This is a genomic window from Flavobacterium sp. 3HN19-14 (genome assembly GCF_051373205.1).
Taxonomy (GTDB): domain Bacteria; phylum Bacteroidota; class Bacteroidia; order Flavobacteriales; family Flavobacteriaceae; genus Flavobacterium.
The window spans coordinates 3107860-3127163 of sequence record NZ_JBPPZT010000001.1; the positions used below are offsets into that span (position 1 = coordinate 3107860).

The following is a 19304-nucleotide window of genomic DNA, read 5'->3' on the forward strand; positions in this document are numbered from 1 at the left end:
ATGAACCAACAGGAATTGATTGCCCAAATGTTGCAAATGCACCAGGAAATGAATGATAAACAGCAAAAACTGAACGCAATTGCGCGGGAGATTGCACAACAACAACAACAACAACAACAACAACAACAACAACAACCGGAAAATCCGTCAGATGATAGTGAAGTGCAACCCACCAATATGCCCGGATTCAACAGCGAACAGCTTCAGGAATATGCAGCAATAATAGCTGATTTGCAGGCGAAACTGAATGCAATTTCGGAAAGCAATTCCCGGGCCATGGCGCAAATTGCAAAGGCTTAATCTTCCGTTCTCTGGAATTTCATGCGCTTGCTGCCTTCATACATTTCGTATTTGACAAGCCTCGCTTCCAGACTTCCGTTGAATAATTTGATTTTTCGTGAAGGTTTTAATCCGACGAATTTCAATGCCTCGAGATTAGCGGTAATAAACCAGGCATTCGTTCCCGGATAATTCTGCTTTAAAGTATCGCCGATATTTTTGTAGAAACGTTCCATTTCAATATCAAGCCTTTCGCCGTAGGGCGGATTGAAAACCATGTGCAACTGGGCCTTTTGATTCTTTTTCAGTATCAAAAAAATTGCGTTCGGAAATGGTGATATATTCATCGAGATTGGCATTTTTGATGTTGTCTTTCGCTTTCATCACGGCCGATGGCGCTTTGTCGTAACCTTTTATGGTATAATGAAATTCGCGTACTTTCTTCAAAAGCGAATCAACAATCATATCGAACAAATCGTTGTCCCAGTCATTCCATTTTTCAAAAGCGAATTCCCTGCGATTGATGTTGGCCGGAATATTGCACGCAATCATCGCTGCTTCCGCCAGTAAAGTGCCGCTGCCACACATCGGATCGATAAAATCGCCCTGACCGTCCCAACCAGAAAGCAAAAGCATTCCCGCACCTAAAACCTCGTTGATTGGCGCGATATTGGTCGCCGTTCTGTATCCGCGTTGGTGCAGTGAATTCCCGGAAGTATCAAGCGCAACAGAACATTGGTCTTTATCGATATGTACATTAATCCGTAAATCAGGATGCGCTTTGTCTATGCTCGGTCTTTGCCCGGTTTTATTGCGGAATTGGTCTACAATCGCATCCTTACATTTCTGCGAAACAAATTCAGAATGATTAAAATGATCGGAATGTACGGTCGTGTCAATAACAAAAGTCATATTCGAATTGATATATTTCGACCAGTCGATTCCTGAAATGCCTTTGTACAGACTTGCTTCATTAAAGGCGCGGAAATGGTAAATCGGTTTTAAAATCTTCAAAGCCGTACGAAGCGACAAATTCGCCTTATACATAAACCCTTTATCGCCCACAAAACTGACCATCCTTACGCCTTGTTCAACATTTTGTGCGCCCAGCATTTGCAGCTCTTTTGCCAGAATTTCTTCAAAACCGAAAAAGGTCTTGGCAATCATTTTAAAATTATTTTCCATTGTAAAATCAGGTATTCGGTGCAAAAATACACTAAATTTGCAGCACTTGAATTAATCGACTGAATTAAATGTCTGAAGAACCCGATACCTGTCCGAATTGGTTTGCCTCCTGGTTTGACACGCCTTATTACCATATTCTTTACAAAGACCGCGACCATGCCGAAGCGCAGCTTTTCATGGACAATATCACCAATTACCTGAACCTTCCCGAAGATGCGAAAATACTGGATTTGGCTTGCGGAAAGGGACGTCATTCGATTTATCTGAACGAATTGGGTTATGATGTGACTGGTGCCGATTTATCTGAAAACAGCATCGTCGAAGCTTCAAAATCAGCCAATGAAAAACTGCATTTTGTAGTACACGATATGCGTGAGCCGTTTGCTCAAAAATACGACGCAATTCTAAACTTATTCACAAGTTTCGGTTATTTTGAAAATGATTCGGATAACCTCAAAACGCTACAATCGATTTGTAAAAGCCTCACAGAATACGGTTTCGGCGTCATAGATTTTATGAATGTTGATCAGGTAATTTCGAATCTCGTTCCGCAGGAAACCAAAACTGTCGACGGCATCGATTTTCATATCAGGCGTTTTTACATCGACGGCCATATTTACAAAGAAATCGACTTTGAGGATAAAGGCAAACAATACCATTTTACAGAAAAAGTACAGGCCTTAACGCTCGAGGATTTTGAAAACCTGATGGAAGAAGCCGGCATTTATCTGCTCGACGTTTTCGGCGATTACAAACTCCGGAAATTCCACAAAAAAGAAAGCGAACGTCTCATCATGATCTTCAAATAATGAATTATTTATTGCCGTTACTGGCGGTTTTAGCGGGTTATGCCATCGCATTATTCCTAAAACCGAACAACAAAAGAAACCTGAAATTACTGCTGGCGTTCAGCGGTTCATTCCTGCTTTCAGTAACGGTTATGCACTTATTGCCTGAAGTTTATGAAGTGCATCATTCGCACAGCGAGACAGGTTTTGGTAACAACATCGGCATTTTCATCATGCTCGGAATATTATTCCAAATCATACTAGAATTTTTCTCAAAAGGCGCCGAACACGGTCATGTTCACGGCCATGACGAAATGCACACAATTCCGTGGTTGCTGTTCATCAGCCTTTGCCTCCATGCTTTCCTCGAAGGGTTTCCCGTCAACCACCATCAGGATCTGGCCATCGGAATTGCGATTCACCATTTGCCAATTGCAATTATCTTAACAAGTTTTTTTGTCAATGCGAAACTCAATAAGGCTGCCATTTTTATTTTCATGGTGACTTTTGCGCTGATGACGCCGTTGGGCACCGCAACCTCCGCTTATTTGCCAACGCTGAATGATTATTATGCGCCAATCACCGCCGTGGTAATCGGAATATTATTCCACATTTCCTCAACGATTATTTTCGAAAGCAGCGAAGGCCATAAATTCAATGTCGCCAAAGTTTCGATGATCATTCTCGGAATTATTCTGGCTTGTTTCGTTTGATTTTTTTGGGCGTTCCCTTCGGTTGGGCTTTCTCTCCAATATTTTTTGCCGTAACTTATTTTGAAACCGGAAAATTTAGTGTTGGCAAAAAAGGATTTCCGCACCAATCCCTAACGCAATCGCGAGAAACTTTGTAACTTTGATGCAGGTTGCAGATTCCAGTCGGCAGGCTGCAGTCTGCGGTCTGAAATCTGCCAACTGCTAAAGACAAACAAATGAATTTCACCAAAACCACCGAACAATCCTTCAAATACGAGCATCTCGAGAAGATGCCGGTTGCCGAACTGCTTTCCAATATCAACAACGAAGACAAAACCGTTCCGTTAGCCGTAGAAAAAGCATTGCCGCAAATTGAAAAACTTGTTACCGAAACGGTTTCCAAAATGAAAAACGGGGTAGGTTATTCTATATTGGTGCCGGAACTTCAGGTCGTTTGGGTATTGTTGATGCTTCTGAATGCCCGCCAACATTCGGCGTACCATTTGATCTAGTCAACGGGATTATTGCCGGCGGCGACAAAGCCATCAGGCGCGCTGTCGAAAATGCCGAAGACGATGCGCAACAAGCCTGGCTCGATTTATCTGAATTCCAAATCAATCAGAATGACGTCGTAATCGGAATTGCCGCTTCAGGAACGACACCTTATGTGATTGGCGGTTTGGAAAAATGCAACGAAAATAATATCTCCACTGGTTGTATTACCTGCAATTCCGGAAGTCCGCTTTCGCTTACTGCAAAATTTCCGATAGAAGTAGTAGTTGGCCCGGAATTCGTCACCGGAAGTTCGAGAATGAAGGCCGGAACCGCCCAAAAACTGGTTTTGAACATGATTTCCACCGCCACGATGATCCAGCTCGGAAAAGTAAAAGGCAACAAAATGGTAGATATGCAACTCAGCAATAGTAAACTTGTCGATCGCGGCGTGAAAATGATTATGGGCGAAATTCCGGTTTCTTATGAAATGGGTTCAGAATTACTCAAAACACACGGAAGCGTTCGGAAAGCAGTCGATTTTTACAACACAAAAAAACAATAAAATGGCAACAGATAAGAACATCCTCAACAAAGGCATCAAAATATTGTCATGGGCTTTGCCTTGTTGTTTCATTGGCCCGACAGTGATTCATTTTGCATTCATCAACCAATTACAGCCATTATATCCCGTGGTTTTAGGTGTTGGAATTTTGATTGCTTTTACGGGAATTTTCTTGATTTTTAAAGGAATAATCACCATTATAAACAGTATGTCATAATGGAACAATTTATCCACGTTCACAAAACTTTCGAAAAAGTCTTGTATTCTGACCAAAAGGTCAACAACCGCGAATTCGACGGCTGTATTTTTAAGAACTGTGATTTTTCGAACAGCAATTTTTCGTACAATACTTTTATCGACTGCGAATTTATTGACTGCAATATGGGCATGATGAAACTTGCCGGTTCAAGTCTTAAAAGTGTGCGTTTTAAAACCTGCAAGTTGCTCGGAATTGAATTTAATCTTTGCGAAGATTTCCTTTTCAGCGTTGCATTTCAGGATTGTATGCTTGATTATTCTTCGTTTGCCAATAAGAAAATGCCAAAGACAAAATTCATCAATTCATCGATGAAGGAAGTGAGTTTTATCGGTGCCGATTTAAGCAAATCGGTTTTTGAAAATGTGAATCTGGAGAACGCGATTTTTAACGATACGCAACTCAAAGAAGCTGATTTTTCAACGGCTTACAATTATAAAATTGATCCTGAATTTAACCCGATGAAGAAAGCAAAATTCGCTATCAAAGGAATTCCCGGTTTATTAGAAAGATATGACATAAAAATCGAATAAATGGCAACCAACGACCAATATCTCGAAAGCGTAAAAAAGCAGTTTTTATACTATAAAATGCTTGCTGAAAAATCTTTTGCGCAACTGCAGCAGGAACAACTTTTTGTTTCGATGAACGAAAACACCAACAGCATCGCCGTAATTGTAAAGCACCTTTCTGGTAATATGCTGTCACGATGGACGGATTTCCTGACGACCGACGGCGAAAAAGAATGGCGCGACCGCGATTCTGAATTCGAAGATACTTACGAATCAAAAGAAGAATTGATGGCGGCTTGGGAAAAAGGCTGGAAATGTTTTTTCGATGCAATTAATGCTTTAAAACCGCAACAACTTTCTGATATTATTTATATCAGGAATGAAGGCCACACTGTCGTGGAAGCGATCAACCGTCAATTGGCGCATTATCCTTATCATGTAGGGCAGATTGTTTTTTATGCGAAATTGCTCAAGGAAGGTGAATGGGAAAGCTTGTCGATTCCGAAGAACAAATCGGGAAATTATAATGCCGGGAAATTCTCGCGTGAAAAATCGATACGGAATTTCACGGATGATGAATTGGAAAGATTAAAGTGAATTTAAGAACAATGCCTAGCCCGGATAGCAGCAAGTATCCTTTTTAGCTAATGGGAAATTCCGGTTTCCAGAATTAGTTCCGCTAAAAAGATACTGCGGATAGCCGGATCATGCTTCAAAAAATAAAAATGAAAAAAATTATCCTATTATCAGCATTCACCACGATTTCATGCTTTCAGGCAGAACGCAACTGCACCGATTTCAAAACCGGGAAATTTTCTTTTGAAACTACCGTAAAAGGCGTGAAGAAAATCACTGTTTTCGAGCGCAATGACAGCATTGAAACGGCGACTTACGACGGAAAAACCGAAACTTCTTTGGTGCGTTGGGTGAACGATTGCGAATATATCGTCAAGAACCTGCATCCGAAAAATATGGAGGAACACAAGGCGGTCGACATAAAAATCTTGACCACCTCGAAAAATTCCTATACCTTTGAGTACGGGATTGTCGGCAGCTCGAAAACGGCTGTCGGAACCGCGATAAAAATAAAATAGTCAAAAGCTTAAAGTCGGAAAGTCGAAAGGATCCAATCGATTCGAGAATAATCTTAAATAAAATAAATGGAAGTTTTTTTAAATCCGAGTGCGTGGATTGCGTTGGTAACGCTTACGTTTCTTGAAATCGTTCTGGGTATTGATAATATCATTTTTATCTCGATTGCCACGGGAAAACTGAATCCGAATGACCGCAAAAAGGCAACCAAACTCGGGATGTTTCTGGCGATGTTCATGCGTATTGCGTTGCTGTTCGGGATTACGCTTTTGATTAAAATGAAAGAGCCCTGGCTTTCAATTGAAACGAGTTGGGTTACGCTTAATATTACTGGCCAGAGTTTGATTTTATTATTCGGAGGATTGTTTCTTTTGTATAAAAGCACAAATGAAATCCGCGAAAAAGTCGAAGAAAAAGGCCACGAAGAAAAAGAGCTTAAAACCAAAGCGGCGCATTCTTTTACCAGCGTGATTTTTCAGATTATCCTTATTGACATCGTGTTTTCATTTGACAGTATTTTAACGGCTGTCGGAATGACCAATGGCGTTGCCGGCGCGATTTATATCATGATTACGGCAGTTGTCATTTCGGTTTTTATCATGATGCAGTTTGCGGTTCAGGTGGGAACTTTCGTGAATAAGCATCCGTCAATTCAGATTCTGGCTTTGTCCTTTTTAGTGTTGATTGGATTTATGTTGATTACCGAAGCGGCGCATTTGGCAGACGCCTCTTTCTTCGGAAGCCATGTTGAAGCGGTGCCGAAAGGTTATCTGTATTTCGCTATCGCATTCTCGCTTTTGGTAGAAATGCTGAACATGAAGATGTCAAAGAAAAACAAAAAGAAAAACCACGTATAATAGAAAAGCCACTTTAAAGAGTGGCTTTTTTGTTGTGACCATTAAGACATTAAGGCGCATTAAGTTTGAGTTAGAAATTCCTTAATGCCTTAATGGTTTTGAAATTTATTCGAGCGTCAATGTAATTTGACCGTCGTCGTTAAGGCTTGTGTTGTCATCTGATGTGTCAATTTCAGTGACTTCGGGTTCTTCCGGAATGATTTCTTCAGGAATTTCATAAGGCAATGGCTCCAATAAATTCACTTGCTTGAGCTTATCTGCGGTCAATTGATTTCCGAGCGCCTTGAATCCTTTTACGGCGATAAAAGCTTCTAAATCTACCACCTGGTTTTCTTTTTGCACGCCTTTCACTTTCGTGAAAACGAGTTCGGCAACCGGACGATAATCTGTTGAAACGATTTCGAGTTGTGAATTCGGGTGCTCGGTGATGAATGAATCTTCTTTGTTTTCGGTTTCTACCAAAAAGCGTTTTACGAAATAACGCTCTTTTTCTCCGTCATAATAAATAGCTGAAATTGGTTTCTTCGGAATCCATTTTTCGAGTTTTATCATGTCTTCGTCGAAATGCGTCGTCAATTCCGGGATTACCGTTTTGAGTTTCCCATTTTGATTGATGATTAGGATTTTATCGCTTGGGCGGAATTCACCTAACAATTCGCCACGCGCATCCACATTGAGGCGTTGCACCGTATCATCGAACCAGATTTTTCTCGGCAATAAAGTTGAAATGCCTTTTTCCTTTAATTCGATTTTCTTGATTGGATATTTCGTGACGAGATTTCCTTTTGAGGCGCGGCCTTTGATTGCCAATGATGCAAAATCAATGTCGAATTTTAATTTTTTGATAGTGCCGACCTGGCGCAGCAAAATCGTGATGACTTCAGCTTCCCCATTCGGATTATGCGAAAAATACAACACCTGTGAACCGGCGCTTTCATTGGTCAAATCGTACGGTTTGTCGCGTGTAACTCCGGAAACGTTGAATCTTTTGATGTATGAAGGCCCTGACTTTCCGTCGCGGTAAATCATGTTGTAAATCGTACGTTTGTCATTTTTATCAAAAACCGCTACGTGAATAATGTCTTTTCCGACGAAAGTCTTCGCATCGACTTTCGTAATCATCATTTTGCCGTCGCGAAGGAACACAATCACGTCGTCAATATCGGAACAATCGGTTACATATTCGTCTTTTTTGAGGCTGGTGCCGACGAAACCTTCTTCGCGGTTGACGTATAATTTGGTATTTCTTAAAACAACTTTTGTCGCTTCGATATCGTCGAAAATACGAAGTTCTGTCTGGCGTTCGCGGCCTTTTCCGTATTTCTCTTTGAGTTTTGTAAAATAGGCGATTGCGTAATCTGTCAAATGTTCCAGATCGTGTTTTACCTGTTCGATGTCGCCTTCGAGCGCTTCAATCTTGTCCTGCGCTTTGTTGCTGTCGAATTTGGAAATACGCATGATCCGGATTTCCGTCAGGCGGAGGATATCGTCTTCGGTAACTTCGCGTTTCAGGTGTTTGATATGCGGTTTCAAACCTTCGTCGATGGCAGAAATAACGCCTTCTTTAGTCGTTTCTTCTTCTATTAAACGATAAACTTTCTTTTCAATGAAAATCCGCTCCAATGAAAGGAAATGCCATTGTTCTTCTAATTCTGAAAGCTGGATTTCGAGTTCGCTTTTGAGCAAATGAACCGTTCTTTCTGTAGAAATCCGCAACATTGCAGAAACGCCTATGAATAACGGTTTGTTGTCTTCAATTACGCAACCTAAAGGTGCAACTGAAGTTTCACAAGCTGTAAAAGCAAACAGCGCGTCGATGGTTTTATCTGGTGAAATCCCGGGATAAAGGTGAATTAGTATTTCAACTTCAGCCGCGGTATTGTCTTCAATTTTTTTGATCTTAATTTTGCCTTTTTCGTTGGCTTTTAAAATACTGTCAATCAATGTCGTAGTATTCGTCGAAAACGGAATCTGGGTAATAACCAACGTCGATTTATCCAATTGCGCGATTTTTGCACGCACACGCACACGTCCGCCACGCATTCCGTCATTGTAATTAGAAATGTCAGCAATTCCGGCAGTCTGAAAATCCGGAAAAAGCGTAAATGGCTTTCCTTTGAGGATTTTTATAGATGCGTCGATCAATTCATTGAAATTGTGTGGCAACACTTTCGTGGACAAGCCGACTGCAATTCCCTCGGCACCTTGTGCCAACAACAATGGGAATTTTACCGGAAGATTATTCGGTTCAGCCCTACGTCCGTCATAAGAAACGCCCCAATCAGTAATTTTCGGACTGTAAATAACCTCCAATGCAAACTTCGACAATCGCGCTTCGATGTAACGCGAAGCTGCTGCGCCGTCTCCTGTAAGGATATTGCCCCAGTTTCCTGGCAATCGATGAGCAGCTCCTTCTGCCCTATCTGCACCATGGCATCGCCGATACTCGCGTCACCGTGCGGATGGTATTGCATCGTGTGCCCGACCACATTGGCCACTTTGTTGTAGCGCCCGTCGTCGAGTTCTTTGAGCGAATGCATGATCCTGCGCTGAACGGGTTTGAATCCGTCTTCAATCGCAGGCACGGCGCGCTCCAGGATTACATAAGAAGCGTAATCGAGGAACCAGTCTTTGTACATTCCGGTAACTTTGGTGATGGTGTCGTTGCTGTCGTCGGCATTTTCATTTTCATAAAAATGCGCTTTTTCAGCACGCTGGTCATTGCTTTCGTTATCGTTAGTTGGAATTATGTTTTCTTCTTCTTCGTTCATTAATTTTTAAAATTGAGCTGCTATCCTTCGACAGCATCAATTTCTACTTTCAGATTATTAATAATAAATTCCTGGCGGTCCGGCGTGTCTTACCCATATAAAATTCCAGTAAAGTCTCAATTGAAGTCGCACTATCCAACATAATCGGGTCGAGCCTGATGTCCTGCCCGATAAAGTGTACGAATTCATCCGGAGAAATTTCTCCCAAACCTTTGAATCGCGTGATTTCAGGTTTTGGCTTCAATTTTTCGATGGCATCGCGGCGTTCTTCATCAGAATAACAGTAAATTGTTTCTTTTCTGTTTCTTACGCGGAATAACGGCGTTTGCAGGATGTATAGGTGATTTTCTTTGATCAATTCCGGAAAAACTGCAAAAAAAACGTAATCAGCAAAAGCCTGATGTGCATTCCGTCGACATCGGCATCGGTGGCAATTACGATGTTATTGTAACGCAGGTTTTCCATGTCGTCTTCAATGTCCAGAGCCGCCTGCAACAGGTTGAATTCTTCGTTTTCATAAACGATTTTCTTGGTCATTCCGTAAGAATTCAATGGCTTTCCACGCAGACTAAAAACCGCTTGTGTGTTGACATCGCGTGATTTTGTAATAGAGCCTGACGCCGAATCTCCCTCGGTAATAAAAAGCGTACTTTCCAAACTTTTCGGATTCTTGACATCAGTCAAATGCACGCGGCAATCGCGCAGTTTTTTATTGTGAAGACTGGCTTTTTTAGCGCGGTCTTTCGCCAGTTTACGAATTCCCGATAATTCTTTGCGTTCGCGTTCTGCCTGCAAAATCTTACGCAAAAGCGCATCGGCAGTCGCGGGATTTTTATGTAGATAACTGTCGAGTTTATTTTTTACGAAATCATTGACGAACGTTCGCACTGAAGGCAAATCCGGCCCATATCCGTAGAGCCCAATTTGGTTTTCGTCTGCGATTCAAAAACCGGCTCCATTACTTTTACGCTGACGGCACTCACGATCGATTTCCGGATATCGGAACCTTCGAAAGGTTTGTTGTAAAACTCGCGGATGGTTTTTACGATGGCTTCGCGATAAGCGGCGAGATGCGTTCCGCCCTGTGTTGTATTCTGCCCGTTGACGAACGAATGGTATTCTTCGCTGTATTGTGTTTTCGAGTGCGTTAAAGCGATTTCGATGTCATCGCCTTTGAGGTGGATGATCGGATATTCCTGGTCTTCGATGTGGATGGTTTCATCGAGCAAATCTTTCAGTCCGTTTTCAGAATAATATTTTTCACCGTTGTAAATGATTGTCAGACCGTTATTGAGGTAACAATAATTCTTGAGCATCTTGATGATGTACTCATTCCGGAACTTGTAATTCTTAAAAATCGCTTCATCAGGCGTAAAGACAACTTTCGTTCCCTTACGTTTTGTTGTGTCGATGATATCTTCTTCAAGCGTCAGATTGCCACCTGAAAATTCGGCTGCTTTTTGCTTGTCATCACGAACGGATTCAACGCGGAAATAATTCGATAAAGCATTTACCGCCTTCGTTCCCACTCCATTCAATCCGACAGATTTCTTAAAGGCAAGCGAATCGTATTTTCCGCCTGTATTCATTTTCGAAACCACGTCGATGACTTTTCCAAGCGGAATGCCACGGCCATAATCGCGAACCGAAACCGTTTTGTCTTTGATGGTCACCTCGATTGTTTTCCCGGCGCCCATGACGAATTCATCGATACAGTTGTCGATGACTTCTTTCAGCAAAATGTAAATACCGTCGTCGGGAGACGAACCGTCGCCCAATTTCCCGATGTACATCCCCGGACGCATCCTGATGTGCTCTTTCCAGTCGAGTGAACGGATATTGTCTTCGGTATACTGATTTTGCTCTGACATGAAAATAGTTGATTTTATGCTAATATAGTGCAGGAAACCAACAAATGAAAGTGCGGAAAAATAAAGTTATCAATACGATATTGACAAAGAATTGCAAAAAATCAATTGCAATTTCAAAAATCAATTTCAAGTTCAAGTTCAGTTCAAGTTCAAAAAGCAATGTCAATCTAAAAAACTAAAAATCAAAGCATAAATTAGCAATGTGCTTTAAAATTGAGTTTTGAAGTTATCTTTAATTTGATATTGACATTGATATTGATTTTTGTTATTTCAAAAGCTTATATGCTGCCATTGAGCGGTTATCAATGTAAATCGTCAAAAAACCACGGTTGTTGTTGGTCAGTAAAACGTCAAAAGTTGTCGAGTTGCCTTTTCGCTTCATAATGGCTTTCGTCTGAATGCCGTCGTTGCTGAATGCATAGCCAACTCTTGTCGTTGCAGGCAAATCAAGGATTTCAAAAGAAATCATGTTGTTTTTTGGCGGTGTAATGATGCCGCTTTCAGGGGTAACAATTGTGAAAGGCGCTGTCGAATATCCACGGAAATACAAAGGCAAATCGGCGAATTCCTGTTCGGTTTTGTCAATCAACAGCCATTTTTTATCATCGGGAAAATGGTTCAGGAAGAAAACCTCCGGATCGGTAAAGAAATAACCGCCGCTAAAGGCGAAACTGAATTGCTTCGTATTGCCATCGATTGAACCGGCTGCCCAAGTGACATCAATCAGTCGCCATTTACCGTCAATATTTACTGCATTCCACGCATGGTCGCTTGCGACGGGTAATTTCCCGATGGCCATCAGGCTGCTTTTTGAAGTTCCGGAAATCAGTTCACATTTGATGTCAAGCCGCTGGCAAACGTCTTTAAAAAGCATCGCATATCCCTGACAAACTGCCAGTTTTGAGCGCAACGTTTTTCGGGCGAATTCGTATTCAAATTCGCGTTGCTTTTGTTCTTTTTCAGATTGTGTCCTGTAGGTAAATCCGACGCGTTGCGGACTCCGCCCTGATTGAAAAACGTTTCGGCGTCGTAGGCGATATTGAGTGCCATCCAGGTGTAAATGGCGCGCACTTTTTCGTCGTCACGGGTAAAATCTTCGTTGATTCTAATCGCCAAATCATCCGGACTCGAAAATGATTTCGGGTAGGTTTTCACAAGTCCGTCTACTTTTTGAAAATCCTGTGCGTTGGCGTTAAATCCAAGGAATACAATCAGTGCAATTACATTAAATATCTTCTTCATGAGCTTCGTTTTACCAATAATCCTGCCATAATTTGTTAACGGAAATTTAAATAATCAATTGTAGTGGCAAAAAATTCCTGTGTCAGTTGCCGTCCATAATGCAGCTTTCTGGTTGGCCGATTTTAGCGCGGCGTTTGCCCAGGAATTGCAGGTTTTGAAAAGGCTGTATTTTCCGTTTGCTTCGTAAAAGGCGTCATGATTTCCGTAGCTGCTTCCCTGAATCCACACAATATTTCCGGACGGATCTCTGTAAAAACTTTGCGAAATATAATCGACTAACTTTTGATAATCTGCTCTTGAAATCATGATTTTTTTACAACTTTCTGATTCCGAAAGGTTGTTATAAAATTGCGTATGCATTACGGAAGTCCCCAAATAAAATGCAGCGGTAAAAGCCGTACTGGCTTTCAAATCTGACCATTGCGGCGTATTGAGGTAAAATCCGCGGTCGCCCCAACCGAAAGCTAAATACTGCGCCGTTGCATCTTTGGCGATGGTCTGGTCGAATTTGATTTCCTTCGTCCAGTCGATGATTTCGCCTTTGGCGGGAACGATAATATCGGTGTGGACGCCGTTGGTTTTGATAAAAATCGCAATTTCATCGACAGCTTTGATATCTGAATTGACGGTAATCCGCGAAAGCGTATAGGCAGACAACAGATAAATCAATATAATTCCGGTCAGCACCAATGCGGTACGGCCGATAATTTTGAGGAGTTTCTTAAAAAATCTCATTGCAAACCCGGTTAGTTGAAAAGCACAAACCAAATTCCGCGCCATTAAATTAAAGCCTGCAGATTTTTGACGATATTAATTATGGCCTCATTAAATTCCGGATTAGAAATTGCTCCTTTTTCTTCATCAAAATTTTTGTAAAAAGCCGGTAATGAAAATACAAATTTGATGTCTGCGCCATAACGCGGCAGATTGCTTTGCGCGATTTCAAGCACGCTTTTTCCGCCTCTTTCACCAGGAGAAGTCGCCATCAATAACATCGGCTTGTTCTGAAAAACATCTTTTTGGATGCGCGAAGACCAATCGAAAATATTCTTGAAGGCTACGGAATAATTGCCGTTATTTTCTGCCAAAGAAAGCACGATTACATCTGCGGATTCTAGTTTTGAAAGGAATGCAATTGCCTTATCGGCCTGACCGTATTCCTTTTCCAAATCAACACTGAAAAGCGGAATGGCATAATCATTCAAATCTAAGATTTCTGTTTCGGCCATTTCAAAAAGCTGTGAAACGTAGCGGGCGAGTTTTTTATTGATGGAATTCCGGCTATTACTGCCGGCGAATGCGATGATTTTCATGGTTTGGATTTTGGATAAATGTAAGAAAATACAATGATGTGAAAAATAAAAACCGATGATTCGCAACGAATTGAAAATCATCTGTGAGTATCAAATCCTAAGTATTAATACCAATCAAAAGACCAGTTTGCGATAAGTCCGAAATTGAGTGTCTCAAAACTTTCTCCGTAAAAATCTTCGTATTTGTTGATGTTTTTGAGGCCGACATTGCTTCTGAATTCAACCGCAAGATCGCTTCCGTCTAATTTAAACACTTTCCCTAAACCTATGGTCAATCCTGCATCATATCTGTTGAAGCTGGCGGTAGCATCATCATTACTTGAAAAATTATTTTCAGGATCATGGTTGGAATCGACAATATGTTTCGCATTTAAAAGATAAGCAATGTAAGGTCCGGCGTTAACGAAATAACTTTTTTGCTTGCCGAAGTTATATTTCAGCAAAACAGGAAGCGTCAGGAAATCCAGGTTGTTCCATACTTTTACAGTATATTTTGTACCGAACGCTGAAGGATCAGCGAATATTAGCTCAGTAAAACTGTATTTTGCTTTGTTGCTCTTTCTCTCAAATGCCAAATCGGCTTTTAAAGACCAGCTTTTGGTGAGAAAATACTCAGCAGAAATTCCCGCGGCAAATCCAATTTTACCGGAATAATCATAGTGGGTCACTTCCATTCCTTTTATTTCAGAATAGTTCAAACCACCATTAATACCTAACTTGATTTTTTGTGAAAAGCAATTAAACGAGGCAAGCAGGAAAAATAAAATGATTATTCTTTTCATGTTACACGTTAAATCTGAAGTGCATCACATCGCCGTCTTTAACGACATATTCTTTTCCTTCAACGCGTAGTTTTCCGGCTTCTTTTACTTTAGATTCTGAACCGAAATTGACATAATCATCGTAAGCGATTACTTCTGCACGGATAAATCCTTTTTCAAAATCGGTATGGATAACGCCTGCTGCTTGTGGTGCGGTTGCGCCGATGTTGACGGTCACGCGCGGACTTCTTTGACACCAGCGGTGAAATAAGTTTGTTGTTGCAATAATTTATAAGCGGCACGGATTAAAACCGAAGCCCCAGGCTCAGTCAGTCCCATATCTTCAAGGAAAACCTGGCGTTCTTCGTAGCTTTCGAGCTCAGTGATATCGGCTTCTGCACCAACGGAAAGTACGATAACTTCAGCGTCTTCGTCTTTTACGAGTTCGCGAACCTGATCTACATATTTATTTCCGTTTACGGCAGAATTTTCATCGACATTACAAACATATAAAACCGGTTTTGCAGTAATCAGTTGAAAAGATTCCATCAAAACCTCCTCGTCATTATTGTTCGGAGAAATGGTTCTGGCCGATTTTGCCTGTAACAACGCTTCGCGGATCCTGTTCAAAAGTCCTTGTTCTACCTGTGCTTCTTTGTTGCCGGTTTTGGCAGCGCGGTTTACTTTTTCCAGGCGTTTTTCAACGGTTTCGAGGTCTTTTAATTGCAATTCGATATCAATGGTTTCTTTATCGCGGATTGGATTTACATTCCCGTCAACGTGAACGATATTGTCGTTATCAAAACAACGCAAAACGTGGATGATTGCATTGCATTCACGGATATTACCGAGGAATTGGTTACCTAAACCCTCTCCTTTGCTGGCACCTTTTACGAGACCGGCGATGTCAACAATATCAACGGTTGCCATCACGACACGCTCCGGTTTTACCAATTCTTCAAGCTTGTTGATGCGCGGATCGGGAACATTCACCACGCCTATATTCGGCTCAATCGTACAAAACGGAAAATTCGCGCTTTGTGCCTTCGCATTTGATAAACAATTGAATAAAGTTGATTTTCCAACATTCGGTAATCCTACAATTCCTGCTTTCATTATATATGTATTTTTCGGGTGCAAATATAAGGTTTATATCTATTAATAAGTAGTTGATAACATTTTAGAATTGTCGTTAAAATACTGTTAATTTAAAGTAAACTTGTCATGCAAATAACCCAAACACTAACAAACCCATTACAAAACATGAAAAAAACGTTATTATTTTTATTATTGATGATTTCGGGCTGCATTTTTGCCCAGAAAGAAATCAGCGGGACAGTCAAAGACAACTCCGGCGCATCTTTGCCAGGCGCAAATGTCACTGAAAAAGGCACTTCAAACGGTACGATTACCGACAGCGACGGAAAATTTAAAATCCGCGTTGCCAATAATGCTGCATTGGTTTTCAGTTATGTTGGCTATCCTACGACAGAACAAAGCACAGCGAATCAGACCGTTATCAATGTTGTGATGTTGGAAGGACAGGAACTCAATGAAATTCAGGTGGTCGGTTCGCGTAATTCCAAGCGCAGTAAAATCGATTCGGCTGTTCCGATTGACATCATCAACATTAAAGACGTAACAACGCAAAGTGGCAAAATCGAAATCAACGAATTGCTGCAATATGTCGCGCCATCTTTCAATGCCAACAAACAATCAGGTTCAGACGGTGCCGACCACGTAGATCCGGCTTCGCTTCGCGGATTAGGCCTGACCAGACTTTGGTTTTGATTAATGGGAAGAGGCGCCACCAGTCCTCGCTTGTGAATCTTTTCGGGACACGCGGACGCGGAAATACAGGTACAGATCTGAATGCGATCCCGGCTTCTGCCATCAAAAGAATTGAGATTTTACGCGATGGTGCTGCGGCACAATATGGTTCTGATGCGATTGCGGGCGTGATTAACATCGTGCTGAATGACAATACTGACGCACTTACTGGTTCAGTTACTTACGGCGCTTATAACACCCACGCCAAAGGTGATTTCCTTCCGGGAACGCCAAATACCGAAGGCAACCGACTGAATGAAAACTGGTACGGAAATTCTGCCGGAAAAGACAAATCTTTCGATGGTGAGTCTGTAAAAGTTGGCGCGAATTACGGCGTTGCGATCGGCTCGAAAGGCGGTTTTGCGAATTTCACGACAGAATATATCAACAAAAAGAAAACATTGCGTCCGGGATATGATTTCCGCAAAGGTTTCGGGGAAGCGGCCATCGAAGGTTTTAATTTCTTCGGAAATGTTGCCATTCCGGTTCAGACAAGACAGAATTTTATGCTTTCGGTGGAAAAAATGTAAGAAATACGGATGCTTACGCCTTTACCAGAAATGACGGCGCAAGGGTTGTACAAAGCATTTATCCGGGTGGTTATACGCCGAGAATTACTTCTGACATCACCGATAATTCGTTTGCGGCTGGGTTCAGGACAACAATGTTCAATGGCTGGAAAGCAGATTTCAGTAATACTTATGGAAAGAACCTCTTCCATTATTATATTAAAGGAACGCTTAACGCATCACTCGAAAGCGCATCGCCGACAGAATTTGACGCAGGCGGACACAGCCTTTCGCAAAATACGACCAACATCGACTTTTCGAAGCATTATGACAATTTCCTGAAAGGTGCGAATGTGGCTTTTGGTGGAGAATTCCGCACAGAAGAATTTTCGATTTTTGCCGGTGAGGAAGGTTCTTATGCGACTTATGATACTAACGGTGTCGCGATTACTGACCCAACTACACAATCTGCGCCTATTGACGCAATTTCAGGTGATCCGCGTCCGGGCGGTTCACAAGGATTTCCCGGTTATAGTCCAAAAAATGCAGTTGATAAAAAACGTACGAATTTATCGCTGTATATCGATACCGAATTTGACCTCACGGATGCGATTTTGGCCAGCGGTGCGGTGCGTTATGAAAACTACAGTGATTTCGGAAGCACTTTCAACGGGAAATTTTCCGCAAGAATCAAAGCAGCGAATAACTTCAATATTCGAGGTTCTGTAAGTACTGGTTTTAGGGCGCCTTCTTCGGCCCAGATTTATTACAATCTTCATTTCACCAATTTCAACAGCAGCGGCGCGACTGAGGTTTTGTTGTCGCCGAATAACAGTCCGGTTACGCGTGCATTCGGCATCCAGAAATTGAATGAGGAAAAAGCGGTGAATGGCTCGTTGGGCTTCACTTCTTCTTTCGGCGATTTTACCGCCACAGTTGATGGCTACATGATTTCGGTAAAAGACAGGATTGTATTGACCGGTTATTTTGATGCAAGTGCCTTGAACATCGGCGTTTCTGAAGCGCAGTTTTTCGCCAACGGCGTTGATACGAAAACGACAGGTTTGGATGTAGTTTTGGCATGGAAAAAGACTTTCGGCGATTCAAAAGTCGGTGCAACATTGGTTGGAAATATCAATGACATGAAAATCGAAAATGTAAAAGGAAGCAGTGTCATCGATACTGATGAAGAAAAAGAAATCTTCTTCGGGAAACGTGAAAAGGCATTTCTACTGGCTTCGGCACCACATAATAAATTCAACCTGAACTTGACTTACGGTTACAAAAAATTTGATGCCGGACTCGCATTCACCCGTTTTAGCAAAGTAATCCTGATTGATTATTCTGATGAACAGGACATTTACAATGCAAAAATCGTTACTGATTTGACTTTGGGCTATCAGCTTACAAAACAACTGAAATTCACTTTAGGCGCGAACAATTTACTCAATGTTTATCCTGACAAACAGGACGAAGTTGGCGATACGGAAGCCGGCGGTTACTGGGATGCGGTGCAAATGGGATTCAGCGGTGCTTATTATTATGCACGTTTGGGATTCAATTTCTAATGCTGTTCAACCGAATAGTAAAACCTGTCGGCAATGGCAGGTTTTTTTTATGGAAAATTGCAATCTTTCAAAATCTAATTTTATAAACATATCGTTGAATTCTATAATTCGTTTCAGCAATTGCAAGCTAATTTTGTAATAGTTAAACCCATTAAAATAACTATTATGAAAACTACAATTTATACCGCTGCGCTGTTGCTTTTTGCATTTGGCGTGCAGGCGCAGAATAAGAACGTTACCAATGTGACCAAAACTACGGTAACCACTGTTAAAGATTCGGATGGTGAAAAACAGATTGTAAAGCAACAGGATGTAAAAGAAGTACAAAACATCGAACTTAAAGATCCCGATTCGAAAACACTTAATAAAGAAATGAAAGTAACCCCGGTTGAAGTCGTTTCTACCACAAAAATCACAAATCCTGACGGAAGCACAAGAACTGTAGATGTTGACAGATCATCGGTTTACACTGCTTCAGATGGCAAAAGCTATAAAGTTGCGTTAGATCCTTACGGGTATACGATGTACTCTGAAGGCATGAAAAAACCGGCTTTGCTTAGGAAAACTTCAACCAACAGCTATTTATATCGTGGAAGAGATAAAACTGCGCTTGGTTATTTCGATACCGATGGCAATCTCGTAATTGAAACTTATGACGACAAATCTGATAAAGTTTCGATTGAAAAATACACCGTTGTAAAGCAATAATCAAGCTTCGCAA

The 19304-nt window shown here is 41.5% G+C and carries 18 protein-coding genes and 4 pseudogenes; 11 read left to right on the top strand and 11 right to left on the bottom strand.

The window, feature by feature from the left end:
• Positions 1 to 300, top strand: a complete 300-nt coding sequence (locus tag ACSLFW_RS16760; protein WP_436556708.1) for a hypothetical protein — start codon at positions 1 to 3, stop codon at positions 298 to 300.
• On the opposite strand, the pseudogene ACSLFW_RS16765 reads toward ACSLFW_RS16760, so the two are convergent.
• Positions 297 to 1464: pseudogene (locus tag ACSLFW_RS16765) on the bottom strand (THUMP domain-containing class I SAM-dependent RNA methyltransferase). The gene ACSLFW_RS16760 and the pseudogene ACSLFW_RS16765 sit on opposite strands and share 4 nt — an antisense overlap.
• A gap of 68 nt (positions 1465 to 1532) precedes the next feature.
• On the opposite strand from ACSLFW_RS16765, the gene ACSLFW_RS16770 reads away from it, so the two are divergent.
• The 8 genes and pseudogenes from ACSLFW_RS16770 (at position 1533) to ACSLFW_RS16805 (ending at position 6718) form a co-directional block, all read left to right on the top strand.
• Positions 1533 to 2273 (top strand): class I SAM-dependent methyltransferase, encoded by a 741-nt coding sequence (locus ACSLFW_RS16770; RefSeq protein ID WP_436556709.1) that lies wholly within the window; start codon positions 1533 to 1535, stop codon positions 2271 to 2273.
• The gene (locus ACSLFW_RS16775; RefSeq protein WP_436556710.1) at positions 2273 to 2965 is read left to right on the top strand and encodes a ZIP family metal transporter; all 693 of its coding nucleotides are present in this window, start codon (positions 2273 to 2275) and stop codon (positions 2963 to 2965) included. Before ACSLFW_RS16770 ends, ACSLFW_RS16775 begins: the two co-directional genes overlap by 1 nt.
• A gap of 215 nt (positions 2966 to 3180) precedes the next feature.
• A pseudogene (gene murQ, locus ACSLFW_RS16780) lies at positions 3181 to 4001 on the top strand (N-acetylmuramic acid 6-phosphate etherase).
• Position 4002: 1 nt separating this feature from the next.
• Entirely contained in the window at positions 4003 to 4218 is a 216-nt protein-coding gene (locus tag ACSLFW_RS16785) for a DUF6095 family protein (RefSeq protein WP_436556711.1), read from the top strand.
• Positions 4218 to 4790: a pentapeptide repeat-containing protein gene (locus ACSLFW_RS16790; protein WP_436556712.1), complete on the top strand. Its 573-nt coding sequence runs from the start codon at positions 4218 to 4220 to the stop codon at positions 4788 to 4790. The genes ACSLFW_RS16785 and ACSLFW_RS16790 overlap by 1 nt, the downstream gene beginning before the upstream one ends.
• The gene (locus tag ACSLFW_RS16795) at positions 4791 to 5366 is read left to right on the top strand and encodes a DUF1572 domain-containing protein (protein ID WP_436556713.1); all 576 of its coding nucleotides are present in this window, start codon (positions 4791 to 4793) and stop codon (positions 5364 to 5366) included.
• 128 nt (positions 5367 to 5494) lie between these two features.
• Positions 5495 to 5863 (top strand): DNA topoisomerase IV, encoded by a 369-nt coding sequence (locus ACSLFW_RS16800; protein WP_436556714.1) that lies wholly within the window; start codon positions 5495 to 5497, stop codon positions 5861 to 5863.
• A gap of 66 nt (positions 5864 to 5929) precedes the next feature.
• A complete protein-coding gene (locus ACSLFW_RS16805) occupies positions 5930 to 6718 on the top strand; it encodes a TerC family protein (protein ID WP_436556715.1) in 789 nt (262 codons plus the stop codon).
• Between the two features lie 105 nt (positions 6719 to 6823).
• On the opposite strand, the gene ACSLFW_RS16810 is transcribed toward ACSLFW_RS16805, so the two are convergent.
• The 10 genes and pseudogenes from ACSLFW_RS16810 to ychF all read right to left on the bottom strand — a co-directional run bounded on the left by ACSLFW_RS16810 (position 6824) and on the right by ychF (position 15792).
• On the bottom strand, positions 6824 to 9058 hold the full coding sequence (locus tag ACSLFW_RS16810) for a DNA gyrase/topoisomerase IV subunit A (protein ID WP_436557482.1): 2235 nt from the start codon (positions 9056 to 9058) through the stop codon (positions 6824 to 6826).
• Positions 8947 to 9489: a DNA gyrase subunit A gene (locus tag ACSLFW_RS16815; protein WP_436556716.1), complete on the bottom strand. Its 543-nt coding sequence runs from the start codon at positions 9487 to 9489 to the stop codon at positions 8947 to 8949. Before ACSLFW_RS16815 ends, ACSLFW_RS16810 begins: the two co-directional genes overlap by 112 nt.
• A 20-nt stretch (positions 9490 to 9509) precedes the next feature.
• Positions 9510 to 11360, bottom strand: a pseudogene (locus ACSLFW_RS16820) (DNA topoisomerase IV subunit B).
• 265 nt (positions 11361 to 11625) lie between these two features.
• A complete protein-coding gene (locus ACSLFW_RS16825) occupies positions 11626 to 12270 on the bottom strand; it encodes a transglutaminase domain-containing protein (RefSeq protein WP_436556717.1) in 645 nt (214 codons plus the stop codon).
• Positions 12186 to 12602: a hypothetical protein gene (locus ACSLFW_RS16830; protein WP_436556718.1), complete on the bottom strand. Its 417-nt coding sequence runs from the start codon at positions 12600 to 12602 to the stop codon at positions 12186 to 12188. Before ACSLFW_RS16830 ends, ACSLFW_RS16825 begins: the two co-directional genes overlap by 85 nt.
• Before the next feature lie 54 nt (positions 12603 to 12656).
• Positions 12657 to 13337: a TIGR02117 family protein gene (locus ACSLFW_RS16835; protein ID WP_436556719.1), complete on the bottom strand. Its 681-nt coding sequence runs from the start codon at positions 13335 to 13337 to the stop codon at positions 12657 to 12659.
• A 44-nt stretch (positions 13338 to 13381) separates the two neighbouring features.
• On the bottom strand, positions 13382 to 13915 hold the full coding sequence (locus ACSLFW_RS16840; RefSeq protein ID WP_436556720.1) for an NADPH-dependent FMN reductase: 534 nt from the start codon (positions 13913 to 13915) through the stop codon (positions 13382 to 13384).
• Positions 13916 to 14019: 104 nt separating this feature from the next.
• Complete coding sequence (locus ACSLFW_RS16845; protein ID WP_436556721.1) at positions 14020 to 14697, bottom strand: porin family protein; 678 nt, start codon at positions 14695 to 14697, stop codon at positions 14020 to 14022.
• A 1-nt stretch (position 14698) separates the two neighbouring features.
• Positions 14699 to 14914, bottom strand: coding sequence for a DUF933 domain-containing protein (locus ACSLFW_RS16850; RefSeq protein WP_436556722.1), 216 nt, complete (start codon positions 14912 to 14914; stop codon positions 14699 to 14701).
• Complete coding sequence (gene ychF, locus ACSLFW_RS16855; protein WP_436556723.1) at positions 14911 to 15792, bottom strand: redox-regulated ATPase YchF; 882 nt, start codon at positions 15790 to 15792, stop codon at positions 14911 to 14913. The genes ACSLFW_RS16850 and ychF overlap by 4 nt, the downstream gene beginning before the upstream one ends.
• 147 nt (positions 15793 to 15939) lie before the next feature.
• Between ychF and ACSLFW_RS16860 the strand changes: the two are divergent.
• Positions 15940 to 18583: pseudogene (locus ACSLFW_RS16860) on the top strand (TonB-dependent receptor).
• 165 nt (positions 18584 to 18748) lie between these two features.
• The gene (locus ACSLFW_RS16865) at positions 18749 to 19291 is read left to right on the top strand and encodes a hypothetical protein (protein WP_436556724.1); all 543 of its coding nucleotides are present in this window, start codon (positions 18749 to 18751) and stop codon (positions 19289 to 19291) included.
• The last annotated feature ends 13 nt before the right edge of the window (positions 19292 to 19304 follow it).